The organism is Shewanella sp. YQ_9 (genome assembly GCF_043103185.1).
Classification (GTDB): domain Bacteria; phylum Pseudomonadota; class Gammaproteobacteria; order Enterobacterales; family Shewanellaceae; genus Shewanella; species Shewanella algae.
In genome coordinates, this window is sequence record NZ_JBICJO010000059.1 from 1 (window position 1) to 18,782 (window position 18,782).

General features: G+C 52.3%; 16 protein-coding genes and 1 pseudogene. 11 read left to right on the forward strand and 6 right to left on the reverse strand.

Annotation, left to right across the window (positions count from 1 at the left end):
* Positions 1–1,135 precede the first annotated feature (1,135 nt).
* Both ACF8D4_RS15875 and ACF8D4_RS15880 read left to right on the forward strand, forming a co-directional pair.
* Complete coding sequence (locus tag ACF8D4_RS15875) at positions 1,136–1,825, forward strand: hypothetical protein (protein ID WP_208136707.1); 690 nt, start codon at positions 1,136–1,138, stop codon at positions 1,823–1,825.
* A gap of 32 nt (positions 1,826–1,857) precedes the next feature.
* Positions 1,858–2,166, forward strand: a complete 309-nt coding sequence (locus tag ACF8D4_RS15880) for a hypothetical protein (protein ID WP_208137709.1) — start codon at positions 1,858–1,860, stop codon at positions 2,164–2,166.
* Positions 2,167–2,534: 368 nt separating this feature from the next.
* Here the strand turns inward: ACF8D4_RS15880 and glnB (ACF8D4_RS15885) are convergent, their stop codons facing one another.
* Entirely contained in the window at positions 2,535–2,873 is a 339-nt protein-coding gene (gene glnB / locus ACF8D4_RS15885) for a nitrogen regulatory protein P-II (protein WP_025009956.1), read from the reverse strand.
* Between the two features lie 713 nt (positions 2,874–3,586).
* Positions 3,587–4,561: a transposase gene (locus ACF8D4_RS15890; protein ID WP_392465856.1), complete on the reverse strand. Its 975-nt coding sequence runs from the start codon at positions 4,559–4,561 to the stop codon at positions 3,587–3,589.
* 107 nt (positions 4,562–4,668) lie between these two features.
* On the opposite strand from ACF8D4_RS15890, the pseudogene ACF8D4_RS15895 reads away from it, so the two are divergent.
* A pseudogene (locus tag ACF8D4_RS15895) lies at positions 4,669–4,890 on the forward strand (transposase); the annotation flags it as partial.
* Positions 4,891–4,966: 76 nt separating this feature from the next.
* Positions 4,967–5,272, forward strand: coding sequence for a hypothetical protein (locus ACF8D4_RS15900; RefSeq protein WP_342203375.1), 306 nt, complete (start codon positions 4,967–4,969; stop codon positions 5,270–5,272).
* A gap of 253 nt (positions 5,273–5,525) precedes the next feature.
* On the opposite strand, the gene glnB (ACF8D4_RS15905) is transcribed toward ACF8D4_RS15900, so the two are convergent.
* A complete protein-coding gene (gene glnB, locus ACF8D4_RS15905; protein WP_025009956.1) occupies positions 5,526–5,864 on the reverse strand; it encodes a nitrogen regulatory protein P-II in 339 nt (112 codons plus the stop codon).
* Positions 5,865–6,207: 343 nt separating this feature from the next.
* On the opposite strand from glnB (ACF8D4_RS15905), the gene ACF8D4_RS15910 reads away from it, so the two are divergent.
* Together ACF8D4_RS15910 and ACF8D4_RS15915 are read left to right on the forward strand one after the other, a co-directional pair.
* Positions 6,208–6,738 (forward strand): GspH/FimT family pseudopilin, encoded by a 531-nt coding sequence (locus ACF8D4_RS15910; RefSeq protein WP_025887938.1) that lies wholly within the window; start codon positions 6,208–6,210, stop codon positions 6,736–6,738.
* A gap of 94 nt (positions 6,739–6,832) precedes the next feature.
* The gene (locus tag ACF8D4_RS15915) at positions 6,833–7,339 is read left to right on the forward strand and encodes a GspH/FimT family pseudopilin (protein WP_025009954.1); all 507 of its coding nucleotides are present in this window, start codon (positions 6,833–6,835) and stop codon (positions 7,337–7,339) included.
* 188 nt (positions 7,340–7,527) lie between these two features.
* Here the strand turns inward: ACF8D4_RS15915 and ACF8D4_RS15920 are convergent, their stop codons facing one another.
* Positions 7,528–8,883, reverse strand: coding sequence for an NCS2 family permease (locus ACF8D4_RS15920; protein ID WP_044733941.1), 1,356 nt, complete (start codon positions 8,881–8,883; stop codon positions 7,528–7,530).
* A 352-nt stretch (positions 8,884–9,235) separates the two neighbouring features.
* Between ACF8D4_RS15920 and ACF8D4_RS15925 the strand changes: the two genes are divergently transcribed.
* The 4 genes from ACF8D4_RS15925 (at position 9,236) to torD (ending at position 13,790) form a co-directional block, all read left to right on the forward strand.
* A complete protein-coding gene (locus ACF8D4_RS15925; protein WP_025009952.1) occupies positions 9,236–9,388 on the forward strand; it encodes a nitrate reductase in 153 nt (50 codons plus the stop codon).
* A 20-nt stretch (positions 9,389–9,408) separates the two neighbouring features.
* Entirely contained in the window at positions 9,409–10,587 is a 1,179-nt protein-coding gene (gene torC / locus ACF8D4_RS15930; RefSeq protein WP_025009951.1) for a pentaheme c-type cytochrome TorC, read from the forward strand.
* Positions 10,588–10,599: 12 nt separating this feature from the next.
* On the forward strand, positions 10,600–13,089 hold the full coding sequence (torA, locus tag ACF8D4_RS15935) for a trimethylamine-N-oxide reductase TorA (protein ID WP_123115874.1): 2,490 nt from the start codon (positions 10,600–10,602) through the stop codon (positions 13,087–13,089).
* 71 nt (positions 13,090–13,160) lie between these two features.
* Positions 13,161–13,790 (forward strand): molecular chaperone TorD, encoded by a 630-nt coding sequence (torD, locus tag ACF8D4_RS15940; protein ID WP_392468841.1) that lies wholly within the window; start codon positions 13,161–13,163, stop codon positions 13,788–13,790.
* A gap of 206 nt (positions 13,791–13,996) precedes the next feature.
* On the opposite strand, the gene torS is transcribed toward torD, so the two are convergent.
* Positions 13,997–16,867 (reverse strand): TMAO reductase system sensor histidine kinase/response regulator TorS, encoded by a 2,871-nt coding sequence (torS, locus tag ACF8D4_RS15945; protein WP_392468844.1) that lies wholly within the window; start codon positions 16,865–16,867, stop codon positions 13,997–13,999.
* 184 nt (positions 16,868–17,051) lie between these two features.
* Here torS and torT point away from each other — a divergent pair, with 184 nt between their 5' ends.
* Positions 17,052–18,077: a TMAO reductase system periplasmic protein TorT gene (gene torT / locus ACF8D4_RS15950; protein ID WP_115389962.1), complete on the forward strand. Its 1,026-nt coding sequence runs from the start codon at positions 17,052–17,054 to the stop codon at positions 18,075–18,077.
* Here the strand turns inward: torT and torR are convergent.
* Complete coding sequence (gene torR / locus ACF8D4_RS15955) at positions 18,067–18,777, reverse strand: two-component system response regulator TorR (RefSeq protein ID WP_025009949.1); 711 nt, start codon at positions 18,775–18,777, stop codon at positions 18,067–18,069. The genes torT and torR overlap by 11 nt on opposite strands.
* Between the last annotated feature and the right edge of the window lie 5 nt (positions 18,778–18,782).

Below are 18,782 nucleotides of genomic sequence, written 5' to 3' on the forward strand. Positions count from 1 at the left end.
GTTTTCGTCGAGGCTACATGGACGTATTCACGCCGTGTCACAGGATCGCCTGTGCGAAAGGCGCACCGCAGGTGATTGGCTACAACTTAGCTAACCGCTAGGATCAAGTTCATTGGTGAGTTTTGGCTTGAAGCCATGATAGCCGCTGTGCCAGCGGCCTAAAGTCGTGGAGCTTCGCCCCACACCCGACCAAGAGGGGATCAACAGCAATCCCCTCTTGGATCTCCCTTGCCGCCCCACATGGTGTCGAAAGCCCCTCGGCCTAATGGCGCAAATAACTACCGCTTCAGACGCTCATCCCTGATTCGACTGGCGCTGCTTCGGCATCCATGCCTCAGCCACGTTATTTGCGCCAACGGCTTTCGGCGACACCGAGGGGGAATTGGTGCAATTCTATTAACCCTGAGTAGCTTGAACTATTTGAAAGATCTGCAGGCATACACCTCATTTTCAGGCACAGGCGAAACTGTGACCGTCGAAAACGGGGAATAATGCAAACACCCAGCATTAGCTGGGGAAAGTCGCTTTGGGTTTCAAACCCAGTCAATTCTGCTTCAAAAACAAACTAAATCAGGGTTTTGTGGCCTTTGTCAAAAACTTGACCTTTGGCTAATTGTTTTCACATTCAATGCTAGCTATTGTATAACCAATTCAAGCGCTTAGCTTTAGCGCTTGCTTAGGCCGAAAGCAGCACCTTTCCGTTTTCAGCGGAATGCAGGGGCAAACAGAGTTTGGACCCGTGCGGTAGCCATGGCTTTACTTAACGTTTTTTGTAGGGCTTGGGTTGTAGGGCCCTTGGTTGTACTGCTTGGAACTCTCATGAAAAGCACCTCAGAACTGATTTTTTATACAGTATTATTGACGTTCTCGACAAAATGCCGGGAATTTGCAGCTAAGCTTGCGCGTTATTTCTGTAATATTGCAGGAAATACTATTAAATTCATAATGTTAAAAAATACAGCTGGTAGATAATAGGTTTAGAAACCGCGCATGCGCGTTTAGCTGCAAGGGATATTTGGACTAAATGGTATTATATCCAGCTAATACAAACAGATAGCGATGCGCGTTTACACTCCTCCGAGACTAAAACGCGCATGCGCACTATACAGCTGTTAGTTGACTAAGGAAGTCCAGAGTGGAAGTAGATAATATAAAACTATACATCGATGGGCGTTGGGAGCTGACAGACCTCAACGTGTTGACCCGCGTGTATATACAACTTTATGGATTGTTATATTCACTCGATATAGCAGAAGACTACTTAGATGCAGAAATCCAATACATCTATGGAAAGTACCCTTGGCGTGGTGGATTTAGCGCTGTAAATTTCTACCAAAATCTATTTTCAAAAATGCCAAGAGACTACAGGCCAACTATTAAGGCTATCCAGTATGCATCCCCTGGCTTTATTGAGCTTTCCCAGTTGGTCGATGTGGCAAAAGATGTTGCTCAGATTGTCGGTTATGTCTCTGCGGCCATTCTGGCCGGGAATAAAACCTATAGCATTATTCATAAAGGTATGAGCGAGCGAAAGCTCACGAGGCTGAATTTACGAAGTGAAGAGTTAAGCCTTCTGGAGAAAGAAAAGGATTTTATTCACAAGTCCGTGGTAGATATCTCATCCCTAATGGGTATTAAAAAAGAAACACTCGCGAAATTATATTTTCGCAATGAAAATAACGAGTTGGCGGTTCTTAAAATATTGGCTTCACTGTATAGAAGAGCTAGAGACTTAGCGGAGCTTCAAAATAAGAGAAAGCTAGATTTGCAAAGGGCGCACATAGAGCGGTCGTCAACTAACAATCAAAGGCAGTCGGACTCGTAAACTCGCCGCTGCTTTGGGCGTTATGTTTCAGTATGAATAAGCTACTTGCATACCTCGAAAAATGGAAGAATTCCAAATCTAAAATATTTGGGACTGAAGGCTATGCCGTTTCTATCACAGAAGAACTAGGTGATTCAGTTAAAGCTCGTTATGTCGAAATAGATGGAAATGGATTACTTGCTAGAGCAACGCTGTGGGAGAGTGGGAATCTAGTGGTCGAGGCTTTGGACGTCGAAACAGAAGCGCAAGTGCTCCAAAAAACTTTTGAAACTCCCGAGCTTTGGCAGCTCGATGACAAATTAAACTGGTGGCTCAGTGAGGTAGCAACCTATGAGCCCTAAAAACATAACAAGCAAAGGCAGCATCGCCCTGCGGGCTGGACGCGCTAACGCGCGCCGCTGCTTTGGGCGTTGATATGATTCCCATTGTCAAATAGATAAAAGTGTCCTTACCGGAGACCCAAAAATCTCCGGTAAGGACACTCTGACAGTCGGACTTTGGCGAGTAAGTGTCGGCGGTTGACCTTGCACTCTTTTGAATAGAGCCACGCGAGCTTGGTTATTCGCATTACTTGTGCAGGTAATATTCGACATCAAGAACGGTTGGAGTGGGTCATTGTTTTTATTTGGCGACTAAACAATAACTCTCCAACCGTTTTCATTTCCAGTCCACGCTAATCTGTGATGAACCTAATTTTTTACGTTCGTTTTTATACCGCTTCTTCGTTTTCTTCACCGGTACGGATACGAATAATACGTTCGATATCGGTCACAAAGATCTTGCCGTCGCCGATTTTACCGGTACGGGCGGTTTCAACAATCACATCCAGTGCCTGTTCCAGCAGATCATCCTGAATAACCAGCTCTATCTTCACCTTGGGCAGAAAGTCGACCATATACTCGGCACCACGGTACAACTCTGTATGTCCCTTCTGGCGGCCAAAACCTTTGACTTCCAGAACCGTCATACCGGTTATTCCTATCTCAGCCAACGCCTCACGGACATCGTCCAGTTTAAACGGCTTGATTATGGCTTCCACTTTCTTCATCAGGCACTCCTTTAGGGCTTGGAATTCTTATGCAACTCATGACGATTCCCACGGCAATTTGACCGGAGAAATAGCTCGCGATTTTGCTTGTTCGCATACAATCGCAATAGCTTATCACGACATACTGCGGGCAAGAAGTGATTGTCCGCTCAGATGAAAAAACCAAGACAACAAAGACACCCATTATTAGCTGAGCAACAAACAACAAAGACACCCATTATTAGCTGAGCAACAAACAACAAAGACACCCATTATTAGCTGAGTGAAGACTCTAGTTGCCTGGATCACAGAAGCACTGATGTTTTCACTGGGAGAAAATCATCTTTCAAACCTTTTGAGTGGCGCTCGGTTATTGAAATGAACGCAAAAGTCGAATTTAAGACACAATGTCGGTCGAACAAAGTTCGATTGGAGATAAATATCTTGGAGCTTCGGGGATTCAGCTAAACAGCTTCTGACAATTAGCGGCTCCTTGTCTTCGTCGTCGTTGTAGGTGAATACAGTGGACGACAACAAAGACACCCATTATTAGCTGAGTGAAGACTCTAGTTGCCTGGATTACAGAAACACTGATGTTTTCACTGGCAGAAAATCATCTTTCAAACCTTTTGAGGGCCATTCAATTATTGAAATGAGCGCAAAAGTCGAATTTCAGACACGATGGAGGTCGAATAAAGTTCGATTGGAGAGAAATATCTTGGAGCCTCGGGGATTCAGCTAAACAACTTCTGACAATTAGCGGCTCCTTGTCTTCGTCGTCGTTGTAGGTGAATACAGTAGTCGGTAAGAGATTCCAGTGTACCCACTGGCCCTTTGAATAGACGGCTAAAATCAGTCGTTAACTTGAGCCAGTTGTCGATAGGGATGTTTAAACGATTCAAAATGGTTGTTGTGCCGGCAGTGATGTGACCGCGCTTGTCGTGGCGGATAATGCGCCCGGTATCATCGACCAGTTGCAGATAATCCTTGGCTTCAAAGTGCAATCCTTGTGGCATGTTCAGCCGTTCATTGCCGACAAAGGGTAACAGCTCAGGTGTGTTTTCGCCCTGCATCGCGGCCCGTATCCGTCGTTGAATACTGGTATAGTCTGAGTCTTCTGGGGTTTTGGCTATTCCCGCGCGGATAGGGTTCAAGTCAACATAAGCCATGCAGGCCAATACGGCTGCGTCATCCAATAGCGCCTGGGATTTGAAGCGGCCTTCCCAGAAGCGACCGCTGCATCCGTCTTCCCGATTGGCCTGTCTGGCAATAGGTTCATTGAGCGCCCGCATAAACCAACTGATATCCATCAAACGTTGGCGATAGACTTCAGTGGTTTGTTGCAGGGTGAGATATTCAATATCAGAAAGTGTTTCACCGCGCAGAAAACGCTGGGATAACAGGGTTCCACTGTAAAGCAGGTGCCAACGCTGTAAAACCTGCTCCAATGTCCATTCAGTGGCTGTTTTCAAGTCAACTCTGAGTACCAAATGCAGATGATTGGACATGACCGCATAGGCACACAAGTCAATGGCGAACACTGCCGCCAGTTCCAATAGACGGGATTCAACCCAATCGCGGCGATGTTCATAGCTCTTGCCCGAATAGTCATCAACGCCACATAGAAAGGCGCGACGGACACAGCGGGAGATGCAGTGATAGAAGGGGGTGTCCTCAAGACTGACTTGAGCATATCTTGGCCTCGGCATGGCATCCTTTCCTTTTCAAAGGCTCCATTCAAGCCTAGACAAGGTGAGAGAAACCTGCCAAGAATTATGGGTGTCTTCATTTTGTCTTGTTTAACAAGGAGGTTATTATGCCGCGCCCTCGCCGAACTCAAATCAGCCTTGAAGACACGCCTTACTATCATTGTTGCAGCCGCGTGGTGCGGCGTGCCTTCTTGTGTGGTGATGATGCCTACTCGGGTAAGAATTATGATCATCGCCGTGGTTGGGTTGAATTGTTACTGTTTGAACTGGAAGCCGTTTTTGCCATTGATGTGGCCGCATTCGCCATAATGAGTAATCATCTGCATCTATATCCAGCTAATACAATAAGATAGCTATGCGCACTATACAGTAATTAAATTGCTTCTAAACATTCGAGGTCACAAAATGATTAAAATTGAAATCAATGGTGAGACAACGGATTTTTCAAATACTAACCCTAGTTGGATTACCAAGAATATAGTAGGGCGTCAAAAAGAAGGTGTTCCGATATACATTAGAATATTTATCGAATTAGATAATATCAATATCACACTTTCTTGTGGTGATAGTCCTACTGGTGGTAGTGGCGGTGGTGGTAGAGCGCCAAACGAAAAAGAAGCGGAGATTCTATCTTTGTGGCACGAGAAGCAATGTTCACAAAAGCCAATAAATCCAAGGCATATAATTGAATTTTTGAAGTATTTTAGCTAGGTGTGCGACCAGCCACTTAACAAGGCGCATCAATTGACAAAATACATGTTACGAATTTTGCAACTGTGCTTAGCGTTGATATGATTCCCATTGTCAAATAGATAAAAGTCTGAGCTAGTGCAGGTAATATTCGACATCGACAACGGTTGGGGTGGGTCATTGTGTTTATTTGGCGACTAAACAATAACTCTCCAACCGTTTTCATTTCCAGTCCACGCTAATCTGCGATGAACCTAATTTTTTACGTTCGTTTTTATACCGCTTCTTCGTTTTCTTCACCGGTACGGATACGAATAATGCGTTCGATATCGGTCACAAAGATCTTGCCGTCGCCGATTTTACCGGTACGGGCGGTTTCAACAATCACATCCAGTGCCTGTTCCAGCAGATCATCCTGAATAACCAGCTCTATCTTCACCTTGGGCAGAAAGTCGACCATATACTCGGCACCACGGTACAACTCTGTATGTCCCTTCTGACGGCCAAAACCTTTGACTTCCAGAACCGTCATACCGGTTATTCCTATCTCAGCCAACGCCTCACGGACATCGTCCAGTTTAAACGGCTTGATTATGGCTTCCACTTTCTTCATCAGGCACTCCTTTAGGGCTTGGAATTCTTCTGCAACTCATGACCATTCCCACGGCAATTTGACCGGAGAAATAGCTCGCGATTTTGCTTGTTCGCATACAATCGCAATAGCTTATCACGACATACTGCGGGCAAGAAGTGATTGTCCGCTCAGATGAAAAAACCAGGCCTATTCCTTCGCAGTAGCCATGATCAACTCGGTGTACTTATTCATCCCTTAGGTAAGCAAGTGCAATATTTAGTGCAAACTCATCTAAAAGGAAACCAGAACCAAGCCACTGCCTGGACTAAACTAACACTCAGGTTCGCCGGATGCGGGCCGCCCACCACTCAAGGATGAGATTATGCGTCATTTACAGCTTGGTTTTTCGCTGCTGGAGGTCATGGTCGCCATGGCTCTGCTGGCGGTACTTGCCTCGGTCGGGGCCCCCTCACTCAAGTCACTCTACGAAGGTTATCGCGCTCAAACCGGCATCAAGCAAGTACAACAACTACTGCAATTTGCCCGCAATCAGGCCATTAGTTATGGTGTCAGAGTCAGTGTCTGCGCTCTCAAGGATGGCCGCTGTGAAGCCGATGCCTGGCAACAAGGAGTAACAGTTTTCAGCGATCGCAACGGTAATCTGGCCCTGGATGATGACGACAAGCTGCTTTTTCAAAGCGGCGCTTTTGATAGCCAAGACATACTCAGGTACAACCGGGATGCAATACGCTTTCTGCCGGACGGATTGGCAACAGGAACCAATGGTACCTTCAAATATTGCCCGGGTCAGGCCAACAGTCCCCATTCCGAGGCCTTGGTCATCAATCAGGCGGGGCGAATCCGTCACTCTCAGGATGAAAATATCAATTGCCAGGATGGTGATGGCGGCTGAATTGACGACCACTGCACAGGATTTGCAAAGACAGCTGTAATTAACAACTCATTCACTTATACTTAAGCCTATCTATTCGTGTGAAGAGTTGACTATGGCTGTACCACATTTTTCCAGTTCCAGAATCCGCGGCTTTACTCTGGTCGAACTCATGGTCACCATTGCTGTAGCCGCCATACTGCTGTCTGTGGGGGTTCCTTCTCTCACCTCCTTGTATGAAGGCTACCGTAGTCAGTCGGAAATAAGCCGGATTGAGCAAGCCCTGTCCTTCGCCCGCAACCAAGCCATCAGCTACGGCATGACAGTAGAAGTTTGTGGCTATCAGAGTGCTGTCGGCTGCGCCGCCAATTTCAACAATGGCCTCAAGGTCTATACCACTGCCAGCGGCAGTGAAAAAGTGCTGCGGGTAGTGGAAGGCATCGACAGTAAAGATGCCATCAAAGGCAGTAATGTGGGTTTTCGTCCCGATGGCCTCAGCAACACCACAGGTGAAGTGACCTTTATCTATTGCCCGGCCAAACAGGCCAGCGGCTCAAGAAGTGTGACGGTTTCCAGCTCAGGGATGATCAAATACGGCGCCGACGGGCTTGCCTGTAGCTAGCAGGCAGTATCGGACAGGTCATCGAGGACGGCTTAGCCATTATCCTCCAAGTATGCCCCGGGAGTGCAAGACTCTGCGCTCACAACAAAGACCCCAGCCTAGGCTGGGGTCTTTGTTTAAGTCGATTAAGCTTACTCTAGCGGGGTATAGTTTCCGCCACCAGCCATAAAAGGCTAAGGGTCTAAGGGTTAAATGGCCCAGCCGCCCATATAGAACACCACCAGGCCTATGGTGATAACCAACACACCTGGCTTGAGCTTACGCCACTCACCGCTGCAGATACGGCCGATAACCAGGGTCGCAAACCCCAGCATAATGCCTGTGACTATGTTGCAGGAGAGTATGATGAATACCGCGCAGGTCAGTCCCGCCATAGCATCCACCTTGTCATCGAAGTCCAACTTGGTGACATTGGACAACATCAGCAGTCCCACATACATGAGCGCAGGCGCCGTGGCGTAGGCAGGCACCAAATAAGACAGGGGTGCCAGGAAGATCATCAGCAGGAACAGTACACCCACCACAGTGGCCGTCAGCCCTGTTTTTCCGCCTGCGGCAGTACCGGCGGCCGATTCAATGTAAACTGCGGCAGGCGCGCCGCCCACCAGACCGGCGAAGATAGAGCTGACAGAATCCGAAGTCAGCGCCTTGCCGCCACCTATGATGTTGTCATTCTTATCCAGCAGATTGGCTTGTCCCGCCACGGCTCTTATGGTACCTGTGGCATCAAAGATAGCTGTCATCACCAGCGCCAGCACTATCGGCAGCACCACAGGGTTAAGGGCTCCCATGATATCCAGTTGGCCAATCAAAGAGCCTTCTGCGCCCAAGTCGGGTACCGCAAACACGCCTTTGAACTCCACATTGGGGTCAAACAGCAAACCAAACACTGACAGAGCGATGATCACCAATAAAATGCCGCCAGGTACCCGGCGCCGCTCTAGTCCGATAGTGGCAGCCAGCCCCACGACAGTGGCGATCACCGGCAGGCTGTGGATATCGCCCAGCTTGACCGGCAAACCGGCATCATTGGCCACAATCAGTTGCACACTGTTAGTGGCAATCAGCAGCAGAAACAGGCCGATACCTATCCCTGTGCCATGGGCAATGCCCTTGGGCAGGTTAGCAAGCACCCACTGGCGAATACCGGTAACGCTCACCAGGGTAAAGACGATACCCATAAGGAAAATCGCCCCCAGGGTGACAGGCAGGCTCATGCCCTGCCCCAGAACCAAGCTGAAAGCGGTAAACGCAGTCAGTGAGATAGCACAGCCTATGGCCATCGGCAGATTGGCCCACAGGCCCATCAGCAATGAGCCGAAGGCGGCAATCAGACAGGTGGCAATAAACACGGAGCCGGGATCAAACCCGGCCTTTCCCAGCATGGAGGGTACAACGATAACTGAGTAAACCATGGCGAGAAACGTGGTCAAACCGGCGATCACTTCCTGGCGGACAGTGCTGCCACGAGCGCTGATATTGAAGAAGCGTTCCAGCCATGATGATGTAGTAGGTACAGCGGTATTTGTCTTTGAAGACATCATAATTATTCTACCTTTTTGATCTCTTTGTTCGGGTCAGATGACGCCGGCTACGGCAGGTGAGAGCCCCGCTGGGCGGGTGAGAGATCCACAATAAAACGTGACCTGCAGGTGGTGGGCACCAAGGAATATCGTCAACCGATGTCCAACGCAGCCTTTGTTGGTCGCGGATAATACTGCAAATTGGCGCGCCCGGCTAAAAAGATTTCGGGATCTGTGGCTCATCCTGAATATGCAGTTGTTCATAACTTTTCATATTTACTCAAATCCCATTCATTGGCAGCGCAATCGCCATTCACATCCTTTCCCTATAGTGGCCCCATCAAGCAAACCCTGCTGCGTTGGAGCAATCACTATGTCTGAGTCCACATCAAGCAAAAAACAGGAACTTATGGCCCACGGCCTGATTATTTTCATGCTGTTTCCGGCCCTGACCATCACAGGTATCAGCCTCTATGGCCTGATCATCTGGATCATGCTGGCCCTCGGCGGCGTCGCCAGTCACTGATACAAGAGAGGATTGAATAGATGAAACGGTTAATAGCAATCTGGCGTACTCTCAACCGCCCAACCAAGTACCTAAGCCTGGGCGCCATCAGCCTGTCGGCCTTTATCATGGGCATTATTTTCTGGGGCGGCTTCAACACGGCGCTGGAAGCCACCAACACTGAGGCCTTCTGTATCAGCTGTCACTCGATGGAGAGCAATCCCTATCAAGAGCTGCAGCAAACTGTGCATTGGTCAAATCACTCCGGCGTGCGGGCAACCTGCCCTGATTGCCACGTGCCCCACGACTGGAGCCGCAAGATAGCCCGTAAGATGGAAGCATCTCACGATGTCTGGGGCTGGCTGTTCCAAACGGTCAACACTCCGGAAAAATTTGAAGCCAAGCGTCTGGAAATGGCCAGCCGTGAATGGAAACGTTTTGCCCGTGACAACTCCCAAGCCTGTAAAAACTGCCATGACTACAAGTCAATGAAATGGGACGAGATGTCAGCCCTGGCGCAAAAACAGATGAAACAGGCGGCCGAGAAAGATCAGTCCTGTATCGATTGCCACAAGGGCATAGCTCACAAGCTGCCCGATATGGGCACAGCCAGAGCCCCTGAACTGATTGCCGAAGTGGGTTCAGGTGAGACCTCACTGCAACAGGGCGGCAAATATTTCAGCGCCTTGACCAAGCCTCTGTATCTGGATGACAAGAGCGCGGAAGAAGCCGGTACTCTGAACGTGGCCACCGAAATCAAGGTGCTGGAGCTCAAGGGCAAGCGGGTCAAAATTGCCATCGATGGCTGGCGTAAGAAGATAGGTGCCGGCCGGGTGATCTACATGGACTTCGGTATCAATATCCTCTCGGCTCAGTTGACCAAGGCTGCCGCCGAAACCGACGGAGTGATCAAGACCTTTGAAGAGAAAGAAGATCCCATGACTGGCCTCAAGTGGCAGCGTGTGGAAGCCGAGATCTGGACCGACAGCGATTATCTGCTGACCGAACTGGCACCGCTCTGGGGTTATGCCCGCAGCACTTATGCCTCTAGCTGCAGTGTCTGCCACACCCAGCCCGATGAGCATCACTTCGATGCCAACACCTGGCCGGGCATGTTCCAGGGGATGTTGGCCTTCGTCAACATGGATCAGGACACCCAGGCACTGGTGCAGAAATACCTGCAACAACATTCTTCCACCTTCAGCAAAGAAGAGCACTAAGAGGTTGGCGTTATGAACAGAAGAGACTTTTTAAAAGGCCTGGCCTCCACTTCCGTTGTGGTTGCCGGAAGCAGTTCGGTACTCGCTCCCCTGTCGGCGCTGGCCAAGGGGATGGATGACGGTGACGCCTGGCTGACCACAGGCTCCCACTTCGGCGCATTTCGTATCAAGCGCCGCAACGGGGTTATCGCCGACGTCAAACCACTGGAATACGACAAGTATCCCACCGACATGATCCGCGGCATCCGTGGCCTGGTCTATAACCCATCGCGGATCCGTTATCCCATGGTGCGGCTCGACTTCCTGCTCAAGGGACACAAGAGCAATACCCATGAACGCGGCGACTTCCGTTTCGTTCGTGTCACCTGGGACAAGGCGTTGACTCTGTTCAAAGAGTCGCTGGATATCATTCAAACCCAGTACGGGCCATCTGGCCTGCACGCCGGACAAACCGGTTGGCGTGCCACCGGACAGCTGCACTCGAGCACCAGCCATATGCAGCGCGCCATCGCCATGCACGGCAACTTCGTCAAGAAAGTGGGCGACTACTCCACTGGCGCCGGGCAAACGATTATGCCTTATGTGCTGGGCTCTACCGAAGTGTACGCTCAGGGCACCTCCTGGCCGCTGATCCTCGAGCACAGCGATACCATAGTGCTCTGGTCCAACGATCCTTACAAAAACCTGCAGGTGGGCTGGAACGCCGAAACCCACGAGTCCTTCGCCTATCTGGCGCAGCTCAAGGAAAAGGTCAAAGCCGGTAAGATCCGGGTGATCAGCATAGATCCGGTCGAAACCAAGACCCAAGCCTATCTGGGTTGTGAGCAGCTGTATGTCAACCCACAAACAGACGTGGCCTTGATGTTGGGTATCGCCCATGAGATGTACACAGCCAAGCTGCACGATGCCAAGTTTATCGAAGGCTATAGCCTGGGCTTTGAAGAGTTCCTGCCCTACCTCCTGGGTGACAAAGACGGCATCGCCAAGACTCCGGAATGGGCCGAAGCCATCTGTGGCGTCAAGGCTGAAGTCATCCGCGATCTGGCCCGCACCCTGACCAAGGGCCGTACCCAGATCATGATGGGCTGGTGTATTCAGCGTCAGCAACACGGAGAGCAGCCTTACTGGATGGCGGCGGTACTGGCCACCATGATAGGCCAGATAGGCCTGCCTGGCGGTGGTATCAGCTATGGCCACCACTATTCAGGTATTGGGGTACCCGCCACAGGTGCCGCAGCACCGGGCGCCTTCCCGCGCAACCTGGACGAAGGCCAAAAGCCACTGTTCGACAACAACGACTTCAAGGGCGCCAGCAGCACTATTCCGGTCGCCCGCTGGATAGATGCCATTTTGGAACCCGGCAAGACTATTGATGCCAACGGCAGCAAGGTTACCTATCCGGATATCCGCATGATGGTGTTCTCGGGCAACAACCCCTGGAACCACCATCAGGACAGAAACCGTATGAAGCAGGCATTCCGCAAGCTGGAATGTGTGGTCTCCATAGATGTGAACTGGACCGCCACCTGCCGCTTCTCAGATATAGTCCTGCCCGCCTGTACCACCATGGAGCGTAACGATATCGATGTCTACGGTGCCTACGCCGGCCGCGGTATTCTGGCGATGCACAAGATGGTTGAGCCACTGTTTGAAAGTCTGTCAGACTTTGAGATATTCACCCGCTTTGCCAAAATACTCGGCAAGGAGAAGGAATACACCCGCGGGCTAACAGAAATGGAATGGCTGGAAAAACTCTACAACGAGTGTAAGGCCGCCAACCAAGGCAAGTTTGCCATGCCGGACTTCAACAAGTTCTGGAAGCAGGGTTATGTGCACTTCGGTGAAGGGCAAAACTGGGTCAGACATGCCGACTTCCGCGAGGATCCTGAGATCAACCCCTTGGGTACTCCTTCCGGCCTGATTGAAATCTTCAGCCGTAAGATTGCCCAGTTCGGTTATGATGACTGCCCTGGCCACCCAGTGTGGATGGAAAAATCCGAGCGCAGCCATGGCGGTCCAGGCAGCGATAAGTACCCGGTTTGGCTGCAGTCCTGCCACCCGGACAAGCGCCTGCACTCACAGATGTGTGAGTCCAAGGAATATCGCGAAACCTATACGGTGCAAGGGCGTGAGCCGGTTTACATTAACCCTGAAGATGCCAGGGCTCGCGGTATCAAAGACGGCGATCTGGTGCGGGTGTTCAACGGCCGCGGCCAACTGCTGGCCGGTGCCGTCGTCTCCGGCCGTTTCCCCAAAGGGGTTATCCGGATCCATGAAGGCGCCTGGTATGGCCCGGTAGGTAAGGATGGCAGCGTCGAAGGCGGCGCCGAAATCGGTGCCCTGTGCAGCTATGGTGACCCCAATACCCTGACTCAGGATATAGGTACCTCCAAGCTGGCGCAGGCCTGCTCGGCCTACACTTGCCAGGTGGAATTTGAAAAGTTCACCGGCAAGGCGCCCAAGGTATCCTCCTTCGATGGGCCGATTGAGATAAAAATCTAAGGGAAGGTGCGAACAAGTCCCACGAGGACTTATTCGCACCATCACTAATCGCAGATAACTGAGGTAAGCCAATGGAACAGTTAAATCAAGGCAGAGCCATGCTGTACAACTTCCTCTCGGGCCTGTTCGCCCGCGAGTTGAATGCCGAGCGCCTGAGTCAACTGACGGCGCCGGAGAGCAAGGCCTTTTGGCAACAGCTGAGCAGCGATCCCGCCCTCAAGCAAGAAGCCAAGCTGATGGAGCAAAAACTGCAATCCATTGCCTGGATGCAGGACAGAGACAAGGCGTTGCTGGAGCTGGCGGCAGACTTCTGTGGGCTGTTTCTGGTGGGCAGTAAACAGAGCGCTTCGCCCTATGCCGGCCTCTATCTGCAAGCGGATGAGGATGTCACCCTGTTCGGTGAGCAGCATCAACAGATGCTGGCCTTTTTGCAGCGAAGTCAGCTGCAGCTGAGCGGTGACTTCCCCGAGCCCGCAGACCACCTGGCGGTGATTCTTGCCTATCAGGCTCATCTGTGTCTGAACGCCTCGGCATCAACGCAGCAGGAGTATCTGCAAGAGTGCCTGCTCAGTTGGCTGGAGCCATTTTGTCAGCGGGTGGCCGAATGCGATCGCGGCGGTTTTTATGCCGCACTCGCGCGCCTGACCCTGGCCTTTGTTCAAAGTGATGCCGAATGGCTGAAAAGCGCCGCAGCGCATTGAGTGAGGCGATTTAGACAAGAGCTAACAAGCGCTTGCCTGAATCAAACGTAACACAGCCCCCCTAATCAAAGAGGCAAAGGGTCAAAGGGTCAAAGGTTCAAAGGGCGCCAACTCGAGTATCGAGCGGTGCCCTTTCTATATCTTCAGCAGCCGGTAAATACTGCGCTTCCTGTCTTCAGTGCTTAAACCCCAGGTAAGAAAGCACCTTAGTCTGATTGCTGTTCCAGCCAGTTATCGAGCGCCTGCAATGATGCCGCTACGCAATCTGTCAGCTCGGTGAGTTCCTCGTCGCGCAAAGGTTTGCCAGTCTTGACGGCCTGCTCCAGTGCGGCGCAGCGCAAGTGCAGCGCTTCAAGCCCCATATTACCGCTGCTGCCCTTGAGTGCGTGCAGCTTGGCAGCCATGATATCCAGTTGCCCATCTGCCGCCTGTAAAGCTTGCAGCTGCGCATCACTGCTGTCCACAAACTGCTGCCGCATCTCCAGCAAAGTGGCCTTGCCGAGCACTTGCAGGTCCTGCCCAAGTTGCTCCAGCGCCAGCCATTGGGTGTTGTCCGTATTGTGGGATTTAAGGCCCGGCGCTTGGGTCTCCTCTTCCTTATGGTGCTCATCACTCTGATTCGAGCCGGAGACAACCCCTAGCCAGTTGGCCAGTGCCTGCAATCCCAAGGGCTTACCCAGCACTATATCAAAGCCCATGGCCTGGTAATCAGCGATATCCTGAGTCTGCAACTGGGCGGTAAAGGCGGCAATCGGCACCTTGGGGCCCAGCAGTTGCCTGAGCTCAGGTAACAGCTCACTGCCGGAGCCGTCACTCAGTTGTAAATCCAGCATCACGGCATCGAATGGGCCTGACGTGTTATCAAGCAACACACTCCGTGCCTCGGCCAAACTGACACACAAGAGTGACTCATGCCCAAGATGCGCCAAAAAGCCCTGAGCCACCAAGGCATTAACCCTGTTATCTTCCACCAGCAGCACCCGCTTGGCGATTTCACTCTGTGGCAAGCTACTCGACTGTTGCTCCCCCTGCTCACAGGGCTGAAGCGGCACACTGAAACTGAAACGGCTGCCCTGCCCAGGCGTACTGATAACTTCTATGGCGGGAGCATCCCCGCTCTCACTGCCATTCATCAACTGCACCAGGTCGCGGCTGATACTCAGCCCAAGTCCGGTTCCCCTGGCACTGGCATGGGTCGCCTCTGTAGCATAGGGAGTAAACAGATGCACCATGGCCTCGGGGCGGATGCCGATACCTGTGTCGGTTACGCTGAAGCACAGGCGCGCATCTTCAATACTGACCTCCAGAGTCACACTACCCTTGGCGGTAAACTTGATGGCATTGCCCAGAAGGTTAAACAGCACCTGTCTGAGCTTGGGCCCATCGAGCCAGACCCATTCGGGCAATTCCGGCTTTAACAGCCTGAGCTCGAGCCCGGCAAGATTGGCCCCGGCCAACATGATGGCGGTCACTTCGTTGAGCAGCGCTGGCAACTCCACGGCCCTTGGCTCATTGAGCAGCCTGCCCTGCTCCAGACGTGAAAAATCGAGAATGTCATTGAGCACGGTTTGCAATTGAGTACCACTGTACTGGGACAGCGCCAACATCTGCCGCGCCTTGGCGGGTAACTCCGCCTGCCCCAGCAAACTCAGCGTACCGAGCAAGCCGTTAAGCGGCGTGCGTATTTCGTGGCTCATGGTAGCCAAAAACAACGACTTGGCCTGACTGGCTTCTTCCAGCTGGGCATTGGTCTGGGCGAGTTCTCGGGTTCGCTCGGCCACTTTCAGCTCCAGCGCCAGCTTATGCTCGGTCAACTCGGCTGCAGTGCGCTGCAGATCCTGCTGCAACTTTTGATTGTGGGCCGTTTTCTGTTTGAAGGCTTCCAGCGCCGAGGCCATGGCGGTAAGTTCATCATCGCCGTAGGAGCGTATGCTGACATTGGTATCGCCAAGACTCAGGCGACTCAGCGCCTGGGTGGCATCGCTCAAGCGCCGGGCGATACCCTTATAGATAACCTGCCAGCTGACAAACAGGATCAGCAGCAACATTAAGGCGCCCGTCCCCCAGAGCCCGGCACTGGCCCAATTGAGCTGCCCCAGATAGTCGCGTCGGGCCAAATTCAGCTGTTGCTGTTGGCCCTCTAGCGCAGCATCCACGGTTTGCTCCATCGATTTGAGGTTGTCCGAAATCACCAGTTGCCTTTGCTCCAGTTGCTGCTGCAACTGCCATATTGCTTCGGCCAATTGTTGGCCGACAGTCACCTGATCAAGACGAGCAAATTCGGCCTCAAGCGCCTCGGCTCTGCCGGGATCCCGAACCAAATCGGCCACGGGAATGCGCTTGAGCAATCCCGGGGACAGGGCATCATCGGTCAACGGTGAATGGTTAATGGCGCCGACCAAGTCTTGCGGCGCATCGGCCGCTGCAAATATCTGCCCGAGCAAGGCTATCTTATGAGTCAGTTTCAGGGCGCGGTTGAGCTGCTCGGCGCTGCTGAGATCCAGCTCTATAATGTCATCCACTGCCGCCGCCCCCGGGATCTGGCTCAGCTTGGCAATAATGACTGAGTCCAGCACCGCCAGCTCGGAGCGCAGCAGATTATCGGCCTGCTTGGAGGCCTGTACCAGTAAAAGCCCTTTCTGTTTCAGCGCTTGGGTACGCTCAAGTCGCTCCCCCGTCTGTTCGCCGAGTAAGGTCAGCTCGGCGATAATGGTGGCCGCCGCCTGTTTCAGATTGGCCGAATCCGGCACCGCCAACTGCTCCAGGGTCGCAATCGCCGCCAACATGCGATTGCTCTCAAGAGACAGGCGGCGCCCCAAATATTGACGCTGCTTTTCATCGGCAACTGTGCCCAGGCGCTGGGCATTCTCCGCCAGCGAGGTGGCCGATTGCGATAGCTGCCGCGCGGCTTCTGATGCGGGCAAGGCCTTCTCATACAGAAAGCTGTCTGCGCCCTTGACCCAGTAAAGGCTCAAGTTGCCCAAAGTCACCAGTAATAACAGCAGCAACGCCAGCAAACAGAACGCCAGCATCAGACGGCCGGTCAGGCTGCTCAGCCATGAAGAAAAAGGTCTCACTTGTTATCCTTGTTGATACCGGTCCGCATAGGCATTGACCCACTCAAACATTCAGCAGGAATGCTATGGTAGAATACTGGCATCATATATCAGGACCTTCCCCATGAGCCAATTTGCCGCCAAGTTCGAGTCTTTGTTGCCGACAACCAAAAGACCTCTGCTGCTGTGGTTATTGGCTCTGCTGATGTTTACCCCTGCCGCGCTGGCCAATGAAACCTGGGAGCTTGAGCAGCGCAGTCCTTACAACGAAGCAATCCAGCAGGCCAGCCCTCTGACCCACACTCCGCTCACCAAGGCCAACAAGCCCTGGAAGCTGTGCGCTTTGGTGCCGCATCTTAAGGACGCCTATTGGATAGGGATTGATTATGGCTTGGCCAAACAGAGCCAAGCCTTGGGCCTTGGGCTGGAACTCCATGAAGCCGGTGGCTATGGCAACAACCAAACCCAGTTGGCGCAACTCAAATCCTGCCTTGATGGCGATGCCGATGCGATTTTGCTTGGCGCCGTCAGCCCACACCTGCTCGAGGGCCAGACGCTGGAGCTGACCAAGCCGGTGTTGGCGCTGGTGAACCAGTTGGCAGACAACCGGGTACAAACCCATATAGGAGTCAACTGGTATCAGATGGGTTATCTGACCGGTGAGTTTCTCGCATCTACCCCGCACAAACGCCTGGCGATGCTGGCGGGCCCCGAAGGCCGTGGCGGAACCGACCTGGTGGAAAAAGGTGTCAGACAAGCACTGCAAGACAGCCAGGTGGAGATAGTGGCCGTGATGCATGCCGACAACAACCGTAATCTCTACCGGGATCAGCTCAATCTGTTGCTCAATCAAAATGAGCAGCCACTGCCGCAAGCCTTGCTCGGCAGTGCCGTCGCCATTGAAGCCGCCATGGGCACTCTCAGGCAGAGAAACCTGACCAACAAAATGGCGCTGGTGAGCAGCTATCTATCGCCGGATGTACTGCGTGCCCTCAAGCGCAACAAGGTTGCTTATGCCAATGATGACAGAGTGGTACTACAGGGGCGGCTGGCGGTCGATCTCGCCGTCAGGCTGTTGCAGGGGGAAAAGGCGTTTGGTGATATAGGTCCGGCAATTTTGCAGTTGCGCCCGGATAACCTCAAAAGCATGCAACTGGATGACAGTTTGGCACCGGCAGACTTCTACCCCATATACAGGGTGGAAGCCAAGGGCTCAGAACTCAGTCGCTGACATCGGCGGCAAACAGATAGCCCTCGCCGTGCACAGTGACAAACAGCTCAGGGCTCAGTTTGCTGCGCAGGCGCCGAATAATCACATCTATGGTGCGGTCGTTGACATCCTGATCCCTGTGGCTGGTTTGCTGCATCAAGCGCTCTCTCGAGAGTACCTGCTGCGGATGCAGGGCAAAGGCCACCAAGAGTTCAAACTCCGCCTTGGTCAACTTGATAGCCTGCCCATCCAGGCTCAAGCGACGGCTGTTGAGCTGCAGATGATAGCCTTCGAAATAAAGATTATCGTCCGAGCGCGACAGTTGTTCGGCCGTTTGCTGCTGGGCCTTTTTCACCAGAGAGATGCGCCAGAGCAGGTTTTTGACCCTGACCCTGAGCTCGCGAAACTCAAACGGCTTGGTGACATAATCATCGGCGCCCATCTCTAGGCCCACTATCTTATCTATCGCCTCATCCCGGCCGGTTACTAGAATAATGCCCACATCTGAGCGGCTGCGCAGCTCACGGGTCAGCATCAGGCCATCGTCCCCCGGCATATTGATATCCAGCATCACCAGATCCACATGCTGTTGCTGCAGTTGCTGCCACATCTGCTCACCGTCGGCGGCTTCCATTACCTGGTAACCATCTTTTTCAAAATAGCCTTTCAAACGAGTCCGAATGATAGCCTCATCGTCCACTATCAATATGCGGTATGCCATGCTTG

Bases quoted from the DNA above. Each gene is read 5' to 3' on its own strand.
- ACF8D4_RS15925 (WP_025009952.1), top strand. From the start codon at position 9,236: ATGTCTGAGTCCACATCAAGCAAAAAACAGGAACTTATGGCCCACGGC.
- ACF8D4_RS15890 (WP_392465856.1), bottom strand. From the start codon at position 4,561: ATGCCGAGGCCAAGATATGCTCAAGTCAGTCTTGAGGACACCCCCTTC.
- torC (WP_025009951.1), top strand. From the start codon at position 9,409: ATGAAACGGTTAATAGCAATCTGGCGTACTCTCAACCGCCCAACCAAG.
- glnB (WP_025009956.1), bottom strand. From the start codon at position 2,873: ATGAAGAAAGTGGAAGCCATAATCAAGCCGTTTAAACTGGACGATGTC.
- ACF8D4_RS15920 (WP_044733941.1), bottom strand. From the start codon at position 8,883: ATGATGTCTTCAAAGACAAATACCGCTGTACCTACTACATCATCATGG.
- torT (WP_115389962.1), top strand. From the start codon at position 17,052: ATGTTTACCCCTGCCGCGCTGGCCAATGAAACCTGGGAGCTTGAGCAG.
- torA (WP_123115874.1), top strand. From the start codon at position 10,600: ATGAACAGAAGAGACTTTTTAAAAGGCCTGGCCTCCACTTCCGTTGTG.
- ACF8D4_RS15915 (WP_025009954.1), top strand. From the start codon at position 6,833: ATGGCTGTACCACATTTTTCCAGTTCCAGAATCCGCGGCTTTACTCTG.
- ACF8D4_RS15880 (WP_208137709.1), top strand. From the start codon at position 1,858: ATGAATAAGCTACTTGCATACCTCGAAAAATGGAAGAATTCCAAATCT.
- glnB (WP_025009956.1), bottom strand. From the start codon at position 5,864: ATGAAGAAAGTGGAAGCCATAATCAAGCCGTTTAAACTGGACGATGTC.
- ACF8D4_RS15900 (WP_342203375.1), top strand. From the start codon at position 4,967: ATGATTAAAATTGAAATCAATGGTGAGACAACGGATTTTTCAAATACT.
- torD (WP_392468841.1), top strand. From the start codon at position 13,161: ATGGAACAGTTAAATCAAGGCAGAGCCATGCTGTACAACTTCCTCTCG.
- torR (WP_025009949.1), bottom strand. From the start codon at position 18,777: ATGGCATACCGCATATTGATAGTGGACGATGAGGCTATCATTCGGACT.
- ACF8D4_RS15910 (WP_025887938.1), top strand. From the start codon at position 6,208: ATGCGTCATTTACAGCTTGGTTTTTCGCTGCTGGAGGTCATGGTCGCC.